Origin of the sequence: Streptococcus mitis, from assembly GCF_047464965.1 — a bacterium.
Classification (GTDB): domain Bacteria; phylum Bacillota; class Bacilli; order Lactobacillales; family Streptococcaceae; genus Streptococcus; species Streptococcus mitis_DU.
Genome location: NZ_JASHAT010000009.1, coordinates 66,528 through 86,359, shown reverse-complemented (window position 1 = coordinate 86,359; position 19,832 = coordinate 66,528). Strand labels below are relative to the sequence as shown.

Here is a 19,832-nt window from a genome sequence, read left to right as displayed (position 1 = left end):
TTAAAGTTCGATATCACCGAACAAGTCAGCCATTGAGAATCCTGTTTGTGTTTCTGGAAGTTCGAAATCACGTTTTTCTTGACGCTTTGGACGACGTGGACGAGCAGCACGTTTTTCTTCTTTTTGTCCTTCTTCTTGAGCTGGACGCTCTTCAAGAGCTTTGATAGAAAGTGATACGCGCTCTGCATCTGCGTTAACTTCAAGAACTTTAACTTTAACTTCTTGACCTACTTTAAGAGCTTCTTTTGGATTTTCAATACGTTTGTGTGAAATTTGTGATACGTGAACAAGTCCATCGATACCTGGCAATACTTCAACAAATGCACCGAAGTCAGTCAAACGTTTAACTGTTCCTTCTACTACATCACCTTTAGCCAATTTTTGCTCAACGCCATCCCATGGTCCAGGTGTTGTTGCTTTAAGTGAAAGTGAGACACGTCCTTCTTCTTCGTTAAGATCAAGGATTTTCACTTCAATTTCTTCACCAACAGTTACAACTGATTTTGGTGATACGTTACGTTCGTGTGACAATTCAGTCAAGTGAACCAATCCGTCAACACCACCAAGGTCGATGAAAGCACCAAAACTTGTGATACGTGCAACTTTACCAGTTACTACATCACCAACAGCCAATTTACCAAATACTTCAGCGCGAGCTGCTGCTGTAGCTGCTTCAACAACTTCACGACGTGAAAGGATGAAGCGGTTTTCTTTAGCGTCAACTTCTTTGATTTTAGCATCAAATTCTTGACCTACAAAACGCTCAGTGTTACGTACGAAACGAGTATCCAACATTGAAGCTGGGATAAATCCACGAACACCTTCAAATTCTACTGAAAGTCCACCTTTAACGGCACGAGTTCCTTTAACAGTAACAACTTCTTCTTCGCGACCAACAAGTTTGTCCCATGCTTTGCGAGCTTCAAGGCGTTTTTTAGATACAAGGTATGTAACTGTATCAGTATCTTTACCAACTACTTGACGAAGTACAAGAACATCCAATACTTCTCCTACTTTAACAAAGTCATTGATATCTGCATCGCGATCGTTTGTCAATTCGCGAAGAGTCAAGACACCTTCAACACCAGTTCCAGAGATTGCAACGTTAGCTTGAGTCGCATCAACTGTCAATACTTCAGCACTAACAACATCACCAGTCTCAACTTGGCTAACGCTATTTAGCAAATCTTCAAATTCGTTCATCTAAAAAATCCTCCAACAATCAAGTTTTTCTTAAACTTGACATACTTATAATTTTTTTCCTAAGCACCCGCAAGGACATGTTCATATCGTTCACGTCTTTCAATTATAAAAATAAAATACCCTAAGATATTTTGCTTTTTATCTTGATCATTACCTAAGAACTGGGGTAGCTGGATTCGAACCAACGCATGAGGGAGTCAAAGTCCCTTGCCTTACCGCTTGGCTATACCCCATTGATGAAATGGAGAGAGAGGGATTCGAACCCCCGAACCCGAAGGAGCGGATTTACAGTCCGCCGCGTTTAGCCTCTTCGCTATCTCTCCTACAATCAACATGGACTATTATATCATGAAAATTTCAAAAAAACAAGACTTATTTTGCTAAATTATAATTTTCAATCAAAATTTCCACAGCTTTTTCCAATTTTTTATAAAAACTATCGACATTCCCATTCTTTATGATGGCAAATTGTCCATCTAATTCGGCAATTTCTCCGATAACTTTTTTACCAATGGTCAAGGTATAACCTTCAAAACTGTCTTTTCCTACATTAACCTTGGCATCCGCTACTTGAATTTCGATTTTTTTATCTTTCTTACTCATTTCATACCTCTCTTCACTTTTTCTATTTTACAAGAAAATCCTAAAACTAGCAAGAAAAAACTCTACATCAGGCTTGTCCGATATAGAGTTTTCCGCATTATTTAATGTGTTTTTCTAGTTCTTTTTGGTACTTACCATTTGATTCCAATTTTTCTTTTTGCCATTTTTTCAGTGCTTCTTCATATTCTTTTGTTGTAACAATATCTTTTTGCAATTTCATTCCTTTAAAGATATATGGGTCACCCTTAATACCAACTTGTGAGTATGGTTTTGAGAATGGCACGACATTACTTACAACTGGAGAACCACCAGATGAGGCTGTTGGCATCAATAATGAACTATCTGTCAACCAAGCTTGAGCCTTGGCATATTTTTCATAGCGTTCTTCAAGATTTGTCGTTTCTGAATCTGCATCATCCAATAATTTCTTATACTGGTCCAAACCAAGTTTCGCTACAACATCTTTATCTTTCCCCTTAGTAATACCAAGGTGTTTCATAGCAGAACCTGATTTAGGATCCATGATATTCAAGTAAGATGCTGGGTCTTGATAACTTGGAGCCCATCCTGTACTGTTCAAATCATAGTCTTTTTGAGAAGGAACACGCGCTTGTGAAGTGATTGTTTCCTTTTCATTATCTGTCATTTGAAGAACGTCGATGACAACATTTTCAGCACCAAGAGTTGATTCGATTGACTGTTTGAAAGAGTTACTTTGTTGAACGGCGATGGTATCTGTTTGTTCAACTGGGACATCCAAGTGAATTGGGAATGTTACCCCTTTAGATTCCAAGTCTTTCTTAGCTTTTTCAAATGCTGCTTTAGCCTTGTCAGGGTTGTAGATAGAATCCTTACCGTCAACTAGCTCAACACCTTTCCACTGTTCACCATAGTTCACCAACTCTGCTTGAGCGATTTGACCAAAGTTTTTACCACCTGCTTGCACAAAGTTGTCAGGAACAAGGCTGTTACGAATAATCTTGTCCGCACCGTCTTCACCATTTAGCTGAGCAGCATAAGAATGGCGGTTGAAGGCAAAGTTGATAGCCTGACGGAAGTCCTTATTAAGCATAGCTTCTTTAGTAGAAGTCTTTTGTTCTTCACTTGTTTTCGCAGTTTTATTATATGACTGACGATTTACGTTAAAGGTGAAGTAATAACTACTTGAGTCCTGTGGGCTATAAGTGATTTTATCTCCGTATTGTTCCAAAGTTGAAGCGAAGTTTGAGCTACTTGGGAAGAGACGGGCTGTCGTATAAGCACCAGAAGAGAAACTACGAATCAACGATTCCTGATCAGAACCATCGTAGTAGGTCAATTTAATCTTTTCAATCTTTACCTTTTCTTTATCCCAGTAATTTGGGTTTTTCTCGTATTCAATTAACGATTTAGACGTCAAGGTCTTCAAGATATAAGGACCATTGTAAAGAATCCCTGCTGGAGTAACTGCTCCATAATCTTTACCTGATGCCTTCAAAAACTCTTCATTTACAGGCAACATCGTTGCTGTTGTGACTTTAGAGTTCCAGAAGCTTTCTGGTTTGTTTAGGGTATATTCAACTGTGTAATCGTCCAAGGCCTTGACACCAACTGTAGAGAAATCATTGGTCTCACCAGTCATGTAGGCATCCAAGCCCTTGATTGAATTTTGGATGAGAGAGACACCGTCTGACTTACCGTCAGCTACGTGTTTTAGTCCTGTCACAAAGTCATGGGCTGTTACTTCTGCGTATTCTTCACCTTCTGAAGTGTACCATTTAACTCCTTTTCGAAGTTTATAGGTATAAGTCAAACCATCTTTTGAGACAGACCAATCTTCAGCTAAGGAAGGAATAACATTTCCGTATTGGTCGTTTTCCATCAATCCATCAACCACGTTCCCGATAACATCTGTTGTAGATGTACGAGTCGCTACACTATAGTCCAAAGACGCAGGATCTACTGCATAGACATATGAAAATGTTGTCGGTGCATCTGCTTCTTTATCAGCTTTTCCACAAGCCGCTAATAGAGCTGTTGTGCTCAGGACCACTCCTGCTGTTAAGAGCCACTTTTTCGATTTCATAAAAAATCTCCTTTAGTTTATTTTAATCTACTTTTACAATCCAACCTTCTGGCGCTGCAATATCGCCAAACTGAATTCCTGTCAATTCATCATAGAGTTTACGAGTCACAGGACCTACTTCTGTTTCACTATAGAATACATGGAAATCATCACCGTGCTGAATTCCACCAATTGGAGAAATAACCGCTGCTGTACCACAGGCACCTGCCTCTACAAAACGGTCAAGGTTATCAATTGGGACATCTCCCTCAATAGGAGTCAAGCCCAAGCGGTGTTCTGCCAAATAAAGCAAAGAGTACTTGGTAATAGATGGCAAGATAGATGGACTCAATGGTGTTACAAATTCATTATCAGCTGTAATTCCAAAGAAGTTAGCTGATCCGACTTCTTCAATCTTTGTATGAGTTGATGGGTCTAGATAGATAACATCTGAGAAATGGCGTGACTTGGCCAATTTTCCTGGCAAGAGACTTGCAGCATAGTTTCCACCAACCTTAGCCGCACCTGTACCATTTGGAGCCGCACGGTCGTATTCATCCTGAATCAAGAAGTTGGTTGGAACCAATCCACCCTTAAAGTAATTTCCAACTGGCATAGCAAAGATGGTGAAAATGTACTCTTCTGCCGGTTTAACCCCAATAATATCTCCGACACCAATCAAAAGAGGGCGAAGATATAAGGTTCCACCTGTTCCATATGGAGGTACATATTCTTCATTCGCACGAACAACTGCCTTACAAGCGTCTACAAACATTTCTGTTGGAACTTGTGGCATCAAGAGACGGTCACATGTCCGTTGCAGGCGTTTAGCATTTTCATCAGGACGGAACAGTTGAACACTACCATCCTTAGTACGATAAGCTTTCAAACCTTCAAATGCTTGTTGACCATAGTGAAGACTTGGAGAAGACTCTGAAATATGCAAGTTTGCATCCTCTGTAAGCTCTCCTTGATCCCATTGTCCATTTTTAAAATGAGCAATATAGCGATAAGGTAATTTCATATAGGAAAAACCGAGATTTTCCCAATCAATCGTTACTGTCATATTCCACTCCTTATTCTAAAAACCTATTTCTTTTATTCTACACTATTTTTCTAAAATAGCAAGTATATTTTGTAATTTTCAGAAAATTTCTTCAATAAAAAGAACCAGCTCTTAGAACTGATTCTTCATTTCACTTATTTGGCTTCAGTAAATACTTCTTTAAGATAAGCGTCAAAAACTTCTTCATCCGAAATCGTGTCAGAGATGAAGCTACCATTACTTGTGCGTTCTGACAGATTCAAGTCTTGTAGTCGACTTTCATAGATTGTTCCTTTGTTCGATTGGACAAGCAGCGTTTGGTCGTTCTCTTCCACTTCTGTACTGAAGAGATTACCAACGAAGCCTTGTTCTGCAACTGCTCCTGCTAAGAAGACACGATGCGGTTTATTTTTTAGCTCACGCAAGACTTGTAGTCCTCGTTTGGCACGGCTAGTTACTGGAATTTCCTCAACGGAAACACGTTTCAAACTTCCACGTTGGGTCAAGAGGTAGAAGGATGAGGTATTGCAGATAAAGGCAGATTGGAGGATATCATCTTCTTTCAAATTCATAGCCTTGACACCCGCAGCCTTGGCACCGACAACCGGAACCTCTTCGATATTGAAACGAAGGGCATAACCATTTTGACTAACCAAGAGAACATCATCTAGTTTAATCGGAGCCACTGCCACAATCTGGTCTGTCTCGTCTTTGAGTTTAGCATACTTGACAGACTTAGATTTATAGGTCCGCCATGGAGAGAATTCTTTGCGTTCTACTCGCTTGATTTGACCGAAACGAGTCGCAGCAAAATAGGTTGTGGCATCATCAAACTGATCTACTACTTCCACATAAAGGATTTCTTCGTTGGTTTCAAAATTTGTAATGGTCTGGCTCAGATGCTCTCCGATATCCTTCCAGCGAATATCTGCTAATTCATGGATTGGTCTGTAGATGACATTTCCAAGACTTGTGAACATCAAGAGATGCTGGGTTGTCTTAGCAGATTGAACAAAGATCAAACGGTCATCATCACGCTTACCAATTTCATCTATAGTTGAAGCAGCAAAGGAACGTGGGCTGGTACGCTTGATGTAACCTGCCTTGGTTACGCTGACATAGGTATCTTCCTCAGCAATCAGACTAGCTGTATCAATCTCAATTACTTTCGCAGTGTCTTCTAACGAACTCAAACGCGGAGTCGCAAACTTCTTCTTAACCTCACGAAGTTCTTTCTTCATGAGATTGTACATAGTTCGTTCATCACCGATAATAGCCGCAAGCATGGCAATCTTTTCACGAAGTTCTGCTTCTTCTTCCTGCAAGACAACCACGTCTGTATTGGTCAAGCGATACAGTTGCAAGGTTACGATAGCCTCAGCCTGTTCTTCCGTAAAATCATAGCTGACCTTGAGGTTTTCCTTGGCGTCAGCCTTATTCTCAGAAGCACGGATAAGGGCAATGACTTCGTCCAAAATCGAAATTACACGAATCAAACCTTCGACGATATGGAGACGCTTCTCAGCCTTTTCCTTGTCAAAGCGTGAACGCGCCAAAATGACTTCACGACGGTGGGCGATGTAGCTAGACAAAATTGGGACAATCCCAACCTGACGAGGAGTGAAATTATCAATCGCCACCATGTTAAAGTTGTAGTTGATTTGTAGGTCAGTGTACTTAAATAGATAGTTAAGAACAAGCTCGGTATTGGCGTCTTTCTTAAGTTCGATAGCGATACGAAGACCATCACGGTCAGACTCATCGCGCACCTCAGCAATACCTGCCACCTTATTATTGACACGAACATCATCAATCTTCTTGACTAGATTGGCCTTGTTGATTTCATAAGGAATCTCAGTGACAACGATTTGTTCCTTACCACCTTTTAGCTTTTCAATCTCAGTCTTGGAACGAACAACCACGCGCCCTTTCCCAGTTTCATAGGCCTTCTTGATTTCATCACGACCCTGGATAATCCCTCCAGTCGGGAAGTCTGGTCCAGGCAAGAATTCCATTAGTTTGTCTACCTTGGCAGTTGGATGGTCAATCATGTAAACTGTAGCATCAATGACCTCAGACAAATTATGGGGTGGAATATCTGTGGCATATCCAGCCGAAATTCCAGTCGAACCATTAACCAAAAGGTTTGGAAAAGCTGCTGGCAAAACTGTCGGCTCTTTTTCAGTATCGTCAAAGTTCCAAGCAAAAGGAACGGTCTTTTTCTCGATATCTTGAAGAAGGTAACCTGCAATCTCAGATAAACGTGCCTCGGTATAACGCATTGCAGCAGGCGGATCACCGTCCATAGATCCGTTATTACCGTGCATTTCAACTAGAATCTCACGATTTTTCCAGTCCTGCGACATACGAACCATGGCATCATAGATAGAACTATCACCGTGTGGGTGGAAATTCCCCATGATGTTACCGACAGACTTGGCCGATTTACGGTAGCTCTTGTCAAAGGTATTGCCATCCTTATTCATCGAATAAAGAATGCGACGCTGAACCGGCTTCAACCCATCACGAATATCTGGCAAAGCCCTGTCTTGAATAATGTACTTGGAGTAGCGACCAAAGCGCTCTCCCATGATGTCCTCCAGGGACATATTTTGAATGTTAGACATATGATACTAAGCCCGTAAAATGCAAAGTGAAAATAGGAAATTCTTGCAGTGAGCAATGCTCGCAAGAGAATTTATCTTTTTCACACAGTATTTAGGGCGTGTTCAACTCCTTTCAAAGAATGTAGAGTATGTGTAATGGTAAAAAGATATAGAAAGGATTAGTCCTATTTTCAGTTACTATAAGTAACCTAGTTATCCTATCTGTAGTTTAATGTTATAATTTAGGTTCTTTATTTACATAGTGTTTTGAAGTCTTTCCTCAGCATACTCAATCATCTTCTCAGCCACTTCCCTATCATAGTCAAAGCCCATCTTGTTAGCTAGGGATTGAGCTTCTTGGTGGAAAAATTTCATGGTAGCAAACAAAGACTGAGTGATTTTGTTACTATTTGAAAAATCAAGTATACTTGAGAATTCTTTCTCTTTCTCAGTAGGTAAATAGTTAAAAAGATACTTATAATTCTTGCCTATGTCGACCACTCTCCTATCACTTGCAACCTGCCAAGCTAAGATTTTCAAGAATTCTTGTTGACAAATGCCATAGAGATGGTCCGTCGTATAGATGACTTGTTTGCGATAAATCCCCTTAACCACGTAGGCTGATACCCACCAAAATTCATTGCAGGAATTTTTAAAATCCGTTTCAGTAGCTGGGGTTATCCAGTGACGCTCTAGATTTGGGAAATAGGCTTCAAATAAATTTTCTGTATCTTCTAAAATAGTAAATCCTGCTTCACTGTCCACCCATTCTTGAATGTATTCTTTAGGGCAAAGAGTCAAATCAATGCGGTTACCATCTTCAAAGAGCATGAGAAATAGACGGCGATGACCAAAACCAACTTCTTGCTCAATAATGCGCTTCCCAAACAGGTCCAGCCAAGAAAGGTCACTCGTCAGATTATCTAAATCGTCCACGACATAGACCACGTCATAGTCTTGAAATTCATCTTTTGGGGCCTTTGGGTTTGTCCGTGAACCAGACATAGCGATAGCTTTGACTTGTAAAGTTTTGGCAATCTGTAAAATCAGATCTAGCATTTCTGTTTCAGTTCTCATTTCGATACCCATTCATTAAAAAGTGACTTAAAACACTGTCGCTTCTTCCAGCGTAAATTTGACATTATCCTCAATCCACTTACGGCGTGGTTCGACCTTGTCTCCCATGAGGACATTGACGCGGCGTTCGGCGCGAGCCAGATCTTCAATGGTGACACGGATGAGGGTACGGGTTTCTGGATTCATAGTTGTTTCCCAGAGCTGGTCCGCATTCATCTCTCCAAGCCCCTTGTAGCGTTGGAGTGTTGCACCTTTACCGAACTGTTTGCGAAGTTCTTCTAGTTCTCCATCCGTCCAAGCATAGGCCACTTCTTCTTTCTTGCCTTTTCCTTTGGACATCTTGTAAAGAGGCGGAAGGGCAATATAGACATGTCCCGCCTCAACTAGCGGACGCATATAACGGTAGAAAAAGGTTAAGAGAAGTGTTTGAATATGGGCACCGTCTGTATCCGCATCGGTCATGATAATGATTTTGTCATAGTTGGCATCTTCAATAGAGAAGTCTGCTCCAACACCTGCACCGATGGTATAAATCATGGTGTTGATTTCTTCGTTTTTGAGGATATCTGCCATCTTAGCCTTGGCTGTATTGATAACTTTACCACGTAGAGGCAAGATAGCCTGGAACTTGCGGTCACGACCTTGCTTGGCAGAACCGCCGGCAGAGTCCCCCTCAACTAGATAGAGTTCATTCTTAGCAGGATTCTTAGACTGGGCTGGCGTTAATTTACCCGACAACAAGCCCTTATCTTTCTTATTTTTCTTACCATTTCGGCTTTCATCACGCGCTTTACGTGCTGCTTCACGGGCATCACGCGCCTTGATAGCCTTGCGAATAAGATTAGAGGCTAGTTCCCCATTTTCCATGAGGAAGAAAGTCAACTTATCAGCCACAATTCCATCTACAACCGGACGAGCTAGTGGGCTTCCAAGTTTGTCCTTGGTCTGGCCTTCAAACTGCAAATGTTCTTCAGGGACTAGAATAGAGAGGACAGCCGCTAGCCCCTCACGATAGTCTGACCCTTCAAGGTTTTTATCTTTTTCCTTGAGAAGCCCCGTCTTACGCGCGTAGTCGTTCATAACCTTGGTAATAGCGGACTTGAGTCCTGTCTCATGCGTTCCACCATCCTTGGTACGAACGTTATTGACAAAAGATAGAATGTTATCTGAAAATCCATCATTGTACTGGAGAGCCACTTCCACTTGGAAACCATTGTCTTCTCCTTCAAAGTAAAGAACTGGCGTTAAGGTCTCCTTGTCTTCGTTAAGATAAGAAACAAAGTCCTGCACCCCATTTTCATAGTGAAACTCGATCGCTTCATCTGTTCGCTCGTCCGTCAAAGACAAGGTCACATTTTTCAAGAGAAAGGCTGATTCATTAAGACGCTCTGAAATGGTATTGTACTTGAAATCTGTCGTAGAGAAGATCGTCGCATCAGGCATAAACGTAACCTTGGTACCTGTCTTAGACTTGGGCGCTGTACCGATTTTCTTCAGAGTCGTGACAGGTTTTCCACCATTTTCAAAACGTTGCTTGTAAATTGCACCATCGCGAGTGATTTCAACTTCTAGCCAACTTGAAAGAGCGTTAACAACGGAAGAACCCACCCCGTGGAGACCACCAGATGTCTTGTAGCCACCCTGACCGAATTTCCCTCCGGCGTGAAGAATGGTAAAGATAACCTCAACTGTTGGGATTCCCATCGCGTGCATTCCAGTCGGCATCCCACGTCCGTGGTCTTGAACCGTTAAACTGCCGTCTTTATTAATGGTCACATCAATACGGTCACCAAATCCAGACAAGGCTTCATCGACAGCATTATCGACGATTTCCCAGACTAGGTGGTGGAGCCCAGCGCCATCGGTCGATCCGATATACATCCCTGGACGTTTTCGGACCGCATCCAACCCTTCTAGCACCTGAATGGCATCATCATTATAATTGTTAATATTGATTTCCTTTTTTGACACAAGGAACCTCCTATTCGTTCATCTTTACTATTCTACAGGTTTTCCAAGGATTTTGCAAAATTTTTCTTTCTCCGGTGTGACAATTTCAGAAGAGATTCTCTGCCTTTCTTCTCCATTTCATGATATAATAGGAGTATGATTACAATAGTTTTATTAATCCTAGCCTATCTGCTGGGTTCGATTCCGTCTGGTCTCTGGATTGGACAAGTATTCTTTCAGACAAATCTGCGTGAACACGGTTCTGGAAATACTGGAACAACCAATACTTTCCGCATTTTAGGTAAGAAAGCTGGTATGACGACCTTTGTGATTGACTTTTTCAAAGGAACTCTAGCAACGCTTCTTCCAATTATTTTTCATCTTCAAGGCGTTTCGCCTCTCATCTTTGGACTTTTGGCTGTTATTGGTCATACCTTCCCTATCTTTGCAGGATTTAAGGGAGGTAAGGCTGTCGCAACCAGTGCTGGAGTCGTTTTCGGATTTGCACCTGTCTTCTGTCTCTACCTTGCAGTTGTTTTCTTTGGAACCCTCTATCTTGGTAGTATGATTTCACTATCTAGTGTCACAGCATCTATCGCGGCTGTCATTGGAGTTTTACTCTTTCCACTTTTTGGTTTTATCTTGAGTCACTATGACCCTCTCTTCATTGCTATTATCCTAGCACTTGCTAGTTTGATTATCATTCGTCATAAGGATAATGTCGCTCGTATCAAAAACAAGACTGAAAATTTAGTCCCTTGGGGATTGAACCTAACCAATCAACATCCTAAAAAATAAAACGCCAGTTCATTCTGAACTGACGTTTTTTGTATGCTTATTTTGATTTGATATAGTTGATACCATCTGCTTTTGGTGCGACTGCTTTTCCAAAGAAGGCTGCCAAGACAAGAATTGTCAAAACATAAGGTGCGATTTGAAGATAAACCGCAGGCACTCCTTGTAGGAATGGCAATTGAGATCCGATAACAGCCAAACTTTGTGAAAGTCCAAAGAAAAGACTAGAAAGCATGGCTCCGATTGGATTCCATTTTCCGAAAATCATCGCAGCAAGAGCGATAAATCCAGGTCCAACAATAGTTGTCACTGAGAAGTTAACTGAGATGGATTGAGCATAAATCGCTCCGCCAATTCCACCTAGGAAACCTGAAATAATAACCCCTAAATATCTCATCTTGTAGACATTGATTCCCAAGGTATCCGCTGCTTGAGGGTGTTCACCGACAGAGCGAAGGCGAAGACCAAATCGAGTCTTGAAGAGGATAAACCAAGCAAGGAATGAGAAGGCAATGGCCAGATAACCAAGTAAACTAGTTGACTTGAAGAAGATATCACCAATAACTGGGATATTTGCCAAAACTGGGAAATCAAAGCGTCCAAAAGTCTGACTTAGGTTGTCGGTTTGTCCTTTGTTATAAAGAACTTTAACCAAGAAAACAGCCAAGGCAGGCGCCATCAAGTTCAATACCGTACCGCTGACAACATGGTCTGCACGGAAATGAACCGTCGCTGCTGCGTGGATGATAGAGAAGAGGCCTCCAACCAATCCTGCTACAAGCAAGGATAGCCATGGAGTTGCTGCTCCAAATTGTTCTGCAAATTCAAGGTTAAAGACAACTCCAGAAAAGGCACCCATTACCATAATTCCTTCAAGGCCGACGTTTACGACACCACCACGTTCAGAGAAAACACCACCAATACTTGTAAAGATGAGGGGCGCTGAGTAAATCAGCATAGAAGACACCAAGAGGGTGAGCAAGGTTGTAATAGACATCTTTACTTACCTCCTTTAACTTGTTTTTTCGGTTTGACAAAGCGTTCGATAAGGTAATGAACACTGACAAAGAAGATAATAGACGCTGTTACAATGCTGACAAGCTCAGATGGTACCTGCGCCGCATTCATACCAGGAGCTCCAACTTGGAGAACACCAAATAGGAAGGCTGCAAAGAGAATACCAATTGGTGAGTTGGCCGCAAGCAGACTAACCGCCATTCCATTAAATCCGACAGCTAATGACGCACCTTGAACATAGACGTTCTGGAAGGTTCCCAGACCTTCAACAGCTCCTCCAAGACCAGCCAAGGCACCTGAAATAATCATTGAGAGGATAATCGTTCGTTTTGCAGAAATACCAGCATATTCTGAAGCATGTGGATTAAGACCAACCGCACGGATTTCAAAACCAAGGGTTGTTTTCTTGAGCATGAACCAAATGACTGCAACGGCAATGAGAGCAAAGAAAATACCGATATTCATCCGCGAGTTACCAGTCAACTCAGCTAACCAAGGTGTCTGGTAGGTTGCATTAGCTCCAACACGAATGGTCGAATCTGTACTTTGCATGAAGTCTTTAGGAAAGGCATGAATAAAGGCATTTCCTACATACAAGACAATGTAGTTCATCATGATGGTTACGATAACCTCTGATGTCCCTAGATAGGCTCTAAGGATACCTGGAATGGCACCGACAATTCCACCAGCAATCAAGGCAATCACGATAGTTGCTAGAATCATCAAAGGACGTGGCATATCTGGATGCGACAAGGCAAACCAACCACTGAGAATCCAACCTGCTAAAGCCTGACCAGGAAGCCCGACGTTAAAGAAACCAGCACGACTGGCAACGGCAAAACCAAGACCAATCAAGACCAGAGGACCCATAGCACGGAAGATTTCTCCAATTCCACGCAGACTGCCAAAGGCTGTATAGAACAATTCTTCGTAGCCCCAAATAGCATCATAACCAAAGATCCACATGACAATGGCTCCAAGTAAAATTCCTAGGAAGACAGAAATCAAGGGAACCGAAATTTGTTGTAATTTTTTAGACATCACTCTTCTCCTTTCCCAAGTTTCCACCAGCCATCAAGACACCTAGTTCTTGTTTATTGGTTGTTTCTGGTGATACAATACCTTGAATCTTACCATCGTGGATAACGGCAATACGGTCTGAGACGTTTAAAATCTCATCCAATTCAAAGCTGACAACAAGGACAGCCTTCCCGTTATCACGCTCTTCAATCAAGCGTTTGTGGATATATTCAATGGCACCGACATCCAAACCACGAGTTGGTTGGCTGACGATAAGGAGATCAGGATCTCGATCAATTTCACGAGCAATAATTGCTTTTTGTTGATTTCCTCCTGAGAGTGCAGCTGCAGGAACAAATTCACTTGCAGCACGAACATCAAATTCTTCCATTAACTTTTTAGCATAAGAAGTAATATTTGAATAGTTCAAAATTCCATTTTTACTATGTGGTTCTTTGTAGTAGGTTTGAAGTGCAATATTTTCAGAAATCATCATTTCCAAAATCAAGCCATCACGGTGACGGTCTTCTGGAACGTGCCCAACACTCAACTCTGTAATTTGTCGTGGGTGCAAGCCTACAATTGAATCTCCTTTTAGCTCAATGCTACCAGATTCAACCTTGCGAAGACCTGTAATGGCTTGAATGAGTTCAGACTGACCATTTCCATCAATCCCCGCAATACCAACAATCTCTCCAGCACGAACATCCAAGGACAGATTTTTAACAGCTGGAACACCGCGGTTTTCATTGACCACCAAGTCTTTAATAGACAAGACCACTTCTTTTGGTTGAGAGGCTTGTTTCTCTGTTTTAAAGGAAACGGAACGTCCCACCATCATTTCTGCCAAATCAGCATTGGTAGCCCCTGCAATTTCGACAGTTTCAATTGATTTCCCACGACGGATAACTGTAACGCGGTCAGAAACTGCGCGAATCTCGTCTAACTTGTGGGTGATCAAGATAATTGATTTTCCTTCTTTGACAAGATTTTTCAAAATAGCCATCAACTCATCAATTTCTGATGGAGTCAAAACGGCCGTTGGTTCATCAAAGATAAGGATATCAGCCCCCCGATAAAGGGTTTTTAAAATTTCTACACGTTGTTGGGCTCCAACTGAGATATCTGCTACCTTGGCAGAAGGGTCAACAGCTAAGCCATAACGTTCAGAAAGAGCCTTGATTTCTTTGCTAGCTCCAGCGATATCTAGCACACCATTTTTAGTTAATTCACTACCTAAAATGATGTTTTCAGCCACTGTGAAGGCTTCTACCAACATAAAGTGCTGGTGAACCATTCCGATTCCCAAGCTAGCTGCTTTAGATGGTGAGTCGAGGTTGACAACTTGACCGTTGACCACAATTTCACCACTGGTTGGTTCAAGAAGCCCTGCTAACATGTTCATTAGCGTGGATTTTCCAGCCCCATTTTCTCCTAAAAGTGCATGAATTTCACCTTTTCGTAGGTGCAGGTTGATTTTGTCGTTGGCAACAAATTCACCAAACACCTTGGTAATATCACGCATCTCAATGACATTTTCTTGTGCCATGTGCTCTTCCTTTCAGAGTCTTATTTTATTTCAATAAAACTTGCTAGTTTATCTAGTAACAAGCTTTACTGAGACAAAATGACTTTGTCTCAACTCTTAAAAAAGCGGCCGAGGGCCGCTTCCTAAGAAATGACTTCCATCCATTATTTTTCAGGAACTTTTACGCTTCCATCAAGGATTTTAGCTTTAGCATCTTCAACAGCTTTTTTACCTTCTTCTGAAAGGTTTGTCACTGCCAAGTCAACCCCTTTATCTTTCAATGAGTAAACGATCACTTGACCGCCAGGGAATTCACCTTTTTCTGCCTTGTTCGCAATATCTTTTACAGTTGTACCAACTTGTTTCAAAGTAGATACAAGAACAAAGTTTGATTCTTTGCCATCTTTAGAAGTGTATTTACCTTCTCCTACTTGGTCACGGTCAACACCGATAACCCAAACTTTTTCATTTTCAGGACGGCTTTCGTTGAGTGATTTTGCTTCTGCAAAGACACCCGCACCTGTTCCACCTGCCGCTTGGTAAACAACGTCTGCACCAGCTGCATATTGTGCTGCTGCAATTGTTTTACCTTTAGCAGCATCACCAAATGAACCAGCATAGTCAACTTGTACTTTGATAGATGGATCTACTGACTCAACACCAGCTTTAAATCCAGCTGCAAAACGTGAGATAACTTCAGACTCAATACCACCTACAAAACCAACTTGTTTTGTTTTAGTTGTTTTAGCTGCTGCAACACCCGCAAGGTAAGCAGCTTCGTTATCAGCAAACGTTACGCTAGCAACATTCTTTTGATCTTTAATCACATCATCAATCAAGACATAGTTCAAATCAGAGTGGTCTTTTGCTGCTTCTTCAACCGCATTGTGAAGGGCAAAACCAACACCGAAGATTAGGTTGTAACTTCCAGCCGCTTGTTGCAAGTTGTTAGCATAGTCAGCTTCACTTGTTGATTGGAAGTAAGTGAAACCTTTATCTTTTGAAAGATTATGTTCTTTACCCCAGTCTTGCAAACCTTCCCAAGCTGATTGGTTGAATGATTTGTCATCAACACCACCAGTATCAGTGACGATTGCTGCTTTTGTCTTCACATCAGAAGATGAAGCTGCGTTACGAGAAGAGCGGTTACCACATGCAGCAAGTCCAACTGCTGCCACTGCAACTAGACCAAGGCCTAGCCATTGTTTCTTGTTCATTACTGAACCTCCTAAATAAGATGTGCAACGATGTTGCAAGTATGGATTGGTTGGCCACAAGGACCGTGCCACTCAGAGAGCGACTCAGACTAGTTTAAGTCTGTAAAAGAGTATGGAAGTAACTCCCCGACCGTCATCTCGACCGTCGATTTATCTTTTGCGACTAAGGTCACTTTTAGATCTTGTTCAAAAAATTCAGCCATCACTTGGCGACAAGCGCCACATGGTGAAATTGGTTTTTCAGTCTCTCCATAGACAATCAATTCGGAAAACTCTCTTTGGCCTTCGGAAACTGCTTTAAAAATCGCTGTACGTTCTCCACAGTTAGTCAAAGAATAACTAGCATTCTCGATATTGACACCTGTATAAATACTACCATCTTTCGCTACTAAAACAGCTCCGACAGGAAAATGAGAATAAGGTACATAGGCATTCTTGCTGGTTTCAATTGCTAGTTCAATCAACTCAGTAGTCGCCATCAGCCAATTCTCCTTTTAAAATAGCTACCCCAGCTGACGTTCCGATACGAGTCGCACCTGCTTCCACAAAGGCAAGAGCATCCTCATAAGAACGAGCTCCGCCAGCAGCCTTGACTCCCATATCAGGTCCAACTGTTTCACGCATTAATGTAACATCTGCTACCGTCGCACCACCAGTTGAAAAGCCAGTTGAAGTTTTAACGAAGTCAGCTCCCGCTTTTTGGGCTAATTGGCAAGCCACAACTTTTTCTTGGTCTGTAAGAAGACAAGCTTCAATAATGACTTTCACTAACTTGTCACCACTTGCTTCCACTACTGCGCGAATATCTAACTCAACCAAATCAAGATTACCTGATTTGAGAGCTCCAACATTAATCACCATATCAATCTCATCTGCACCATTTTGGATAGCTTCTTTTGTTTCAAAAGCTTTCACAGTTGAAGTTGTTGCTCCCAAAGGGAAACCTACTACTGTGCAGACCTTGACATCTGTACCTTCAAGCCCTTTTTTAGCATGTTCAACCCAGGTCGGATTAACGCAAACACTGGCAAAATCATACTCTCTAGCTTCAGACAACAAACAATCAATTTGATTTTCTGTCGCATCTTGTTTCAAAAGTGTATGATCGATATATTTATTTAATTTCATATTCGGATTCTCCTGCAGTTTATGAGATTATTTCTATGATTTCTCGTAAACTTTGCACACTATCATTTATTTTAACATATTTTTGAAAATCTGTAACTAGCTGAGGAGAAATTTTTCCATTTGTGTATACTTTTGCAACAATTTCTCCCTTTTGAACGGAATCTCCAACTTTCTTTTCAAAAACAATTCCTGTTTCATAGTCCAAGGCATCAGACTTGACTGCACGGCCTGCCCCCAGTCTCATAGCATAAAGCCCAAATTCCATGGCTGGAAGAGCTGAAATGACACCCGTTTCCTGAGCAGGGATGTCCACCACATGGCCTACATTTACAGGACGATAGAGGTCTTCCAAGTCTCCACCTTGGGCTTGGATCATTTCCTCAAACTTAGCCAGTGCTTGACCATTTTCAAGATGTTGACGAACTTCTTCAACTGTTTTATTTACATTTGCTAGACCAAGCATAATTTGAGCCAATTCACAGATGAAGTGGGTAATATCCTGACGGCCTTGTCCTTGTAAAATCTCCAATGCTTCAAGGATCTCCAGACGATTTCCAATAGCTCGTCCCAAGGGCTGACTCATATCCGTAATGACTGCTACCGTTTTTCTACCAACTGCCTTACCAAGTTCCACCATGGTTTGAGCCAATTCACGCGCCTCATCAACCGTCTTCATGAAGGCACCCTCACCGACAGTCACGTCTAGCAAAATAGCATCCGCACCTGCCGCAATTTTCTTGCTCATCACCGAACTCGCAATCAAAGGAATCGTGTCAACAGTTGCGGTCACATCACGAAGGGCATAGAGAAGCTTATCCGCTTTGACCAGCTGGTCTGATTGCCCAATGACAGATACACCAATATCCTGAACTTGATGAATGAAATCCTCTTGACTACGTTCTACTTGATAGCCCTTGATTGATTCTAATTTATCAATCGTTCCACCCGTATGGCCGAGACCACGACCACTAATTTTCGCGACTGGAACTCCAAAACTCGCTACTAAAGGAGCTAAAATCAAGGTCACCTTGTCACCAACACCACCCGTAGAATGCTTGTCAACCTTAACCCCATCAATAGCTGATAAATCAAACTCTTGCCCTGTCTGAACCATTTTCATGGTCAAATCAGATATTTCTCGAGTCGTCATTCCTTTGAAATAAACAGCCATAGCAAAGGCAGACATCTGATAATCAGGGACAGTTCCTGACACATAGCCTTCAACTAGCCATTCAATTTCACTCGAAGTCAGTTCTTGACCATCTCGTTTTTTTTGGATTAAATCAACTGCTCTCATTCTTTCACACTTCTAAGGATATAATATCCCTTATCTTTTTTGACGATTTCACAATTGCCAAACACTTCCTCCATCTTTGACTTGGCGCTTGGAGCCCCTTGTTTTTTCTGGATAACGATTGTTAAATCTCCACCAGTTTCCAAGAAATCTTTACTTTTCTCAATGATTTCATGAACCACTTGCTTGCCCGCACGGATAGGAGGATTTGAAATGACATGGTCAAATGTGCCTTCAACTTGTTCATAGATGTTGGACTGGAAAATCGTCGCTTCTACTTTATTTCGTTCAGCATTTTGTCGCGCCAAATCCAAGGCACGATTATTAATATCGACCATGGTCGCCTGAACTCCATAAGCCTTAGCTAAGGACAACCCCAAAGGCCCGTAACCACAGCCTACATCAAGGACAGTTTCTCCTTGATTGACCTCAAGACACTTAAGCAAGAGTTGACTTCCAAAGTCAACCATTTTCTTGCTAAAAACACCCGCATCCGTCAAAAAGGTCATTTTTTCTCCCAACAAGTCCACTCTTAACTCATGAATGTCGTGAGCAGCATCAGGATTTTCTGCATAATACATTTTACTCATGAAACTATTTTACCATAATTTGACTTAAATTGTAAATCGTTTACAAATTGATCATAAAACAAAAAAGACTGAAGAAAGCTAGCCAAGAAGACATTTTCTTCAATCTCTTTCAACACTTATAAATAATAAGCCATTTAGAACTAGAAATATCATAATCAGGATAAAACAACAAATTTATCATCTATAATTAGGCTCATTTTTATGACTATTGCTTAACCTTCAGATACTTAATTATCAACAAAATTCCCAACAGGATGTTTAGATAAAAGCCCAACTGATACGTTTTTGTCAGGATTTCCAAACTTGTCCAAAGTCGGATTAAATCTTCTAGCGACATGCGGAAGAAATAACCCTCTGTAGCAATCCATAGAACTAAAAAGAAATAACTACCAGCAGCAAGCCATTTCGTCCACCGTTTTTTTAGTAGGCAAGCAATTAAGAGCGAACAGATAAATACAGCTGTTACAATAGCATGTTCCATCAAAAAAGTAAAACCGTAATAGATTTCCACAAAGCGTCTACCATTATCCGCATTCGCCCCTTTTATAAAAGGTAAGGCAAAACTTAAAATAAAACAGAGTTCCAATATGTAACGTTTTAAGATTTTCATAGTACACCTCCTATAAGTTGTGAACTAAAAAGCCCCCTTTATTAGCTTATAAATCAGCAGAAAGTAGTTCCTACTTCATCAATAAATTGTTCAACCCTATCTACT

The 19,832-nt window shown here is 41.4% G+C and carries 17 protein-coding genes and 2 tRNA genes; 1 reads left to right on the top strand and 18 read right to left on the bottom strand.

Annotated features, from left to right (window positions below; translation table 11 throughout):
- From rpsA to parE, 9 genes are all read right to left on the bottom strand, one after another.
- Positions 1 to 1,203, bottom strand: a complete 1,203-nt coding sequence (gene rpsA / locus QM408_RS07310; protein WP_001001630.1) for a 30S ribosomal protein S1 — start codon at positions 1,201 to 1,203, stop codon at positions 1 to 3.
- Positions 1,204 to 1,364: 161 nt separating this feature from the next.
- Positions 1,365 to 1,436, bottom strand: a tRNA-Gln gene (locus QM408_RS07305).
- 9 nt (positions 1,437 to 1,445) lie between these two features.
- Positions 1,446 to 1,526, bottom strand: a tRNA-Tyr gene (locus QM408_RS07300).
- Positions 1,527 to 1,575: 49 nt separating this feature from the next.
- Complete coding sequence (locus QM408_RS07295) at positions 1,576 to 1,806, bottom strand: DUF2969 domain-containing protein (RefSeq protein WP_000037113.1); 231 nt, start codon at positions 1,804 to 1,806, stop codon at positions 1,576 to 1,578.
- Positions 1,807 to 1,903: 97 nt separating this feature from the next.
- Entirely contained in the window at positions 1,904 to 3,871 is a 1,968-nt protein-coding gene (locus QM408_RS07290) for a peptide ABC transporter substrate-binding protein (RefSeq protein WP_265486957.1), read from the bottom strand.
- Positions 3,872 to 3,893: 22 nt separating this feature from the next.
- Positions 3,894 to 4,916 (bottom strand): branched-chain amino acid aminotransferase, encoded by a 1,023-nt coding sequence (locus QM408_RS07285; RefSeq protein WP_414374095.1) that lies wholly within the window; start codon positions 4,914 to 4,916, stop codon positions 3,894 to 3,896.
- Between the two features lie 134 nt (positions 4,917 to 5,050).
- Positions 5,051 to 7,522 carry a DNA topoisomerase IV subunit A gene (gene parC / locus QM408_RS07280; RefSeq protein WP_414374094.1) on the bottom strand — a complete coding sequence of 824 codons (2,472 nt, stop codon included), beginning with the start codon at positions 7,520 to 7,522 and terminating at the stop codon, positions 5,051 to 5,053.
- 234 nt (positions 7,523 to 7,756) lie between these two features.
- On the bottom strand, positions 7,757 to 8,578 hold the full coding sequence (locus QM408_RS07275) for an aminoglycoside 6-adenylyltransferase (RefSeq protein ID WP_414374092.1): 822 nt from the start codon (positions 8,576 to 8,578) through the stop codon (positions 7,757 to 7,759).
- Positions 8,579 to 8,605: 27 nt separating this feature from the next.
- Positions 8,606 to 10,549, bottom strand: coding sequence for a DNA topoisomerase IV subunit B (parE, locus tag QM408_RS07270; protein WP_172926269.1), 1,944 nt, complete (start codon positions 10,547 to 10,549; stop codon positions 8,606 to 8,608).
- A 135-nt stretch (positions 10,550 to 10,684) separates the two neighbouring features.
- Here parE and plsY point away from each other — a divergent pair, with 135 nt between their 5' ends.
- The gene (gene plsY / locus QM408_RS07265; protein WP_020902935.1) at positions 10,685 to 11,326 is read left to right on the top strand and encodes a glycerol-3-phosphate 1-O-acyltransferase PlsY; all 642 of its coding nucleotides are present in this window, start codon (positions 10,685 to 10,687) and stop codon (positions 11,324 to 11,326) included.
- 37 nt (positions 11,327 to 11,363) lie between these two features.
- On the opposite strand, the gene QM408_RS07260 is transcribed toward plsY, so the two are convergent.
- The 9 genes from QM408_RS07260 to QM408_RS07220 form a co-directional block, all read right to left on the bottom strand.
- Entirely contained in the window at positions 11,364 to 12,320 is a 957-nt protein-coding gene (locus tag QM408_RS07260; protein WP_000029124.1) for an ABC transporter permease, read from the bottom strand.
- Between the two features lie 2 nt (positions 12,321 to 12,322).
- Entirely contained in the window at positions 12,323 to 13,381 is a 1,059-nt protein-coding gene (locus tag QM408_RS07255) for an ABC transporter permease (protein ID WP_033683459.1), read from the bottom strand.
- Positions 13,374 to 14,909 carry an ABC transporter ATP-binding protein gene (locus QM408_RS07250; protein ID WP_414301455.1) on the bottom strand — a complete coding sequence of 512 codons (1,536 nt, stop codon included), beginning with the start codon at positions 14,907 to 14,909 and terminating at the stop codon, positions 13,374 to 13,376. Before QM408_RS07250 ends, QM408_RS07255 begins: the two co-directional genes overlap by 8 nt.
- A gap of 143 nt (positions 14,910 to 15,052) precedes the next feature.
- Entirely contained in the window at positions 15,053 to 16,105 is a 1,053-nt protein-coding gene (locus QM408_RS07245) for a BMP family lipoprotein (RefSeq protein ID WP_020900231.1), read from the bottom strand.
- An 89-nt stretch (positions 16,106 to 16,194) separates the two neighbouring features.
- A complete protein-coding gene (locus QM408_RS07240) occupies positions 16,195 to 16,584 on the bottom strand; it encodes a cytidine deaminase (protein WP_049501758.1) in 390 nt (129 codons plus the stop codon).
- Positions 16,571 to 17,233, bottom strand: coding sequence for a deoxyribose-phosphate aldolase (gene deoC / locus QM408_RS07235; RefSeq protein WP_049515711.1), 663 nt, complete (start codon positions 17,231 to 17,233; stop codon positions 16,571 to 16,573). Before deoC ends, QM408_RS07240 begins: the two co-directional genes overlap by 14 nt.
- Positions 17,234 to 17,252: 19 nt before the next feature.
- Positions 17,253 to 18,530, bottom strand: coding sequence for a pyrimidine-nucleoside phosphorylase (locus tag QM408_RS07230; protein WP_414374088.1), 1,278 nt, complete (start codon positions 18,528 to 18,530; stop codon positions 17,253 to 17,255).
- Complete coding sequence (locus QM408_RS07225; protein ID WP_004258798.1) at positions 18,527 to 19,117, bottom strand: class I SAM-dependent methyltransferase; 591 nt, start codon at positions 19,115 to 19,117, stop codon at positions 18,527 to 18,529. Before QM408_RS07225 ends, QM408_RS07230 begins: the two co-directional genes overlap by 4 nt.
- Before the next feature lie 205 nt (positions 19,118 to 19,322).
- Complete coding sequence (locus QM408_RS07220; protein ID WP_261038571.1) at positions 19,323 to 19,727, bottom strand: hypothetical protein; 405 nt, start codon at positions 19,725 to 19,727, stop codon at positions 19,323 to 19,325.
- Positions 19,728 to 19,832 lie beyond the last annotated feature (105 nt).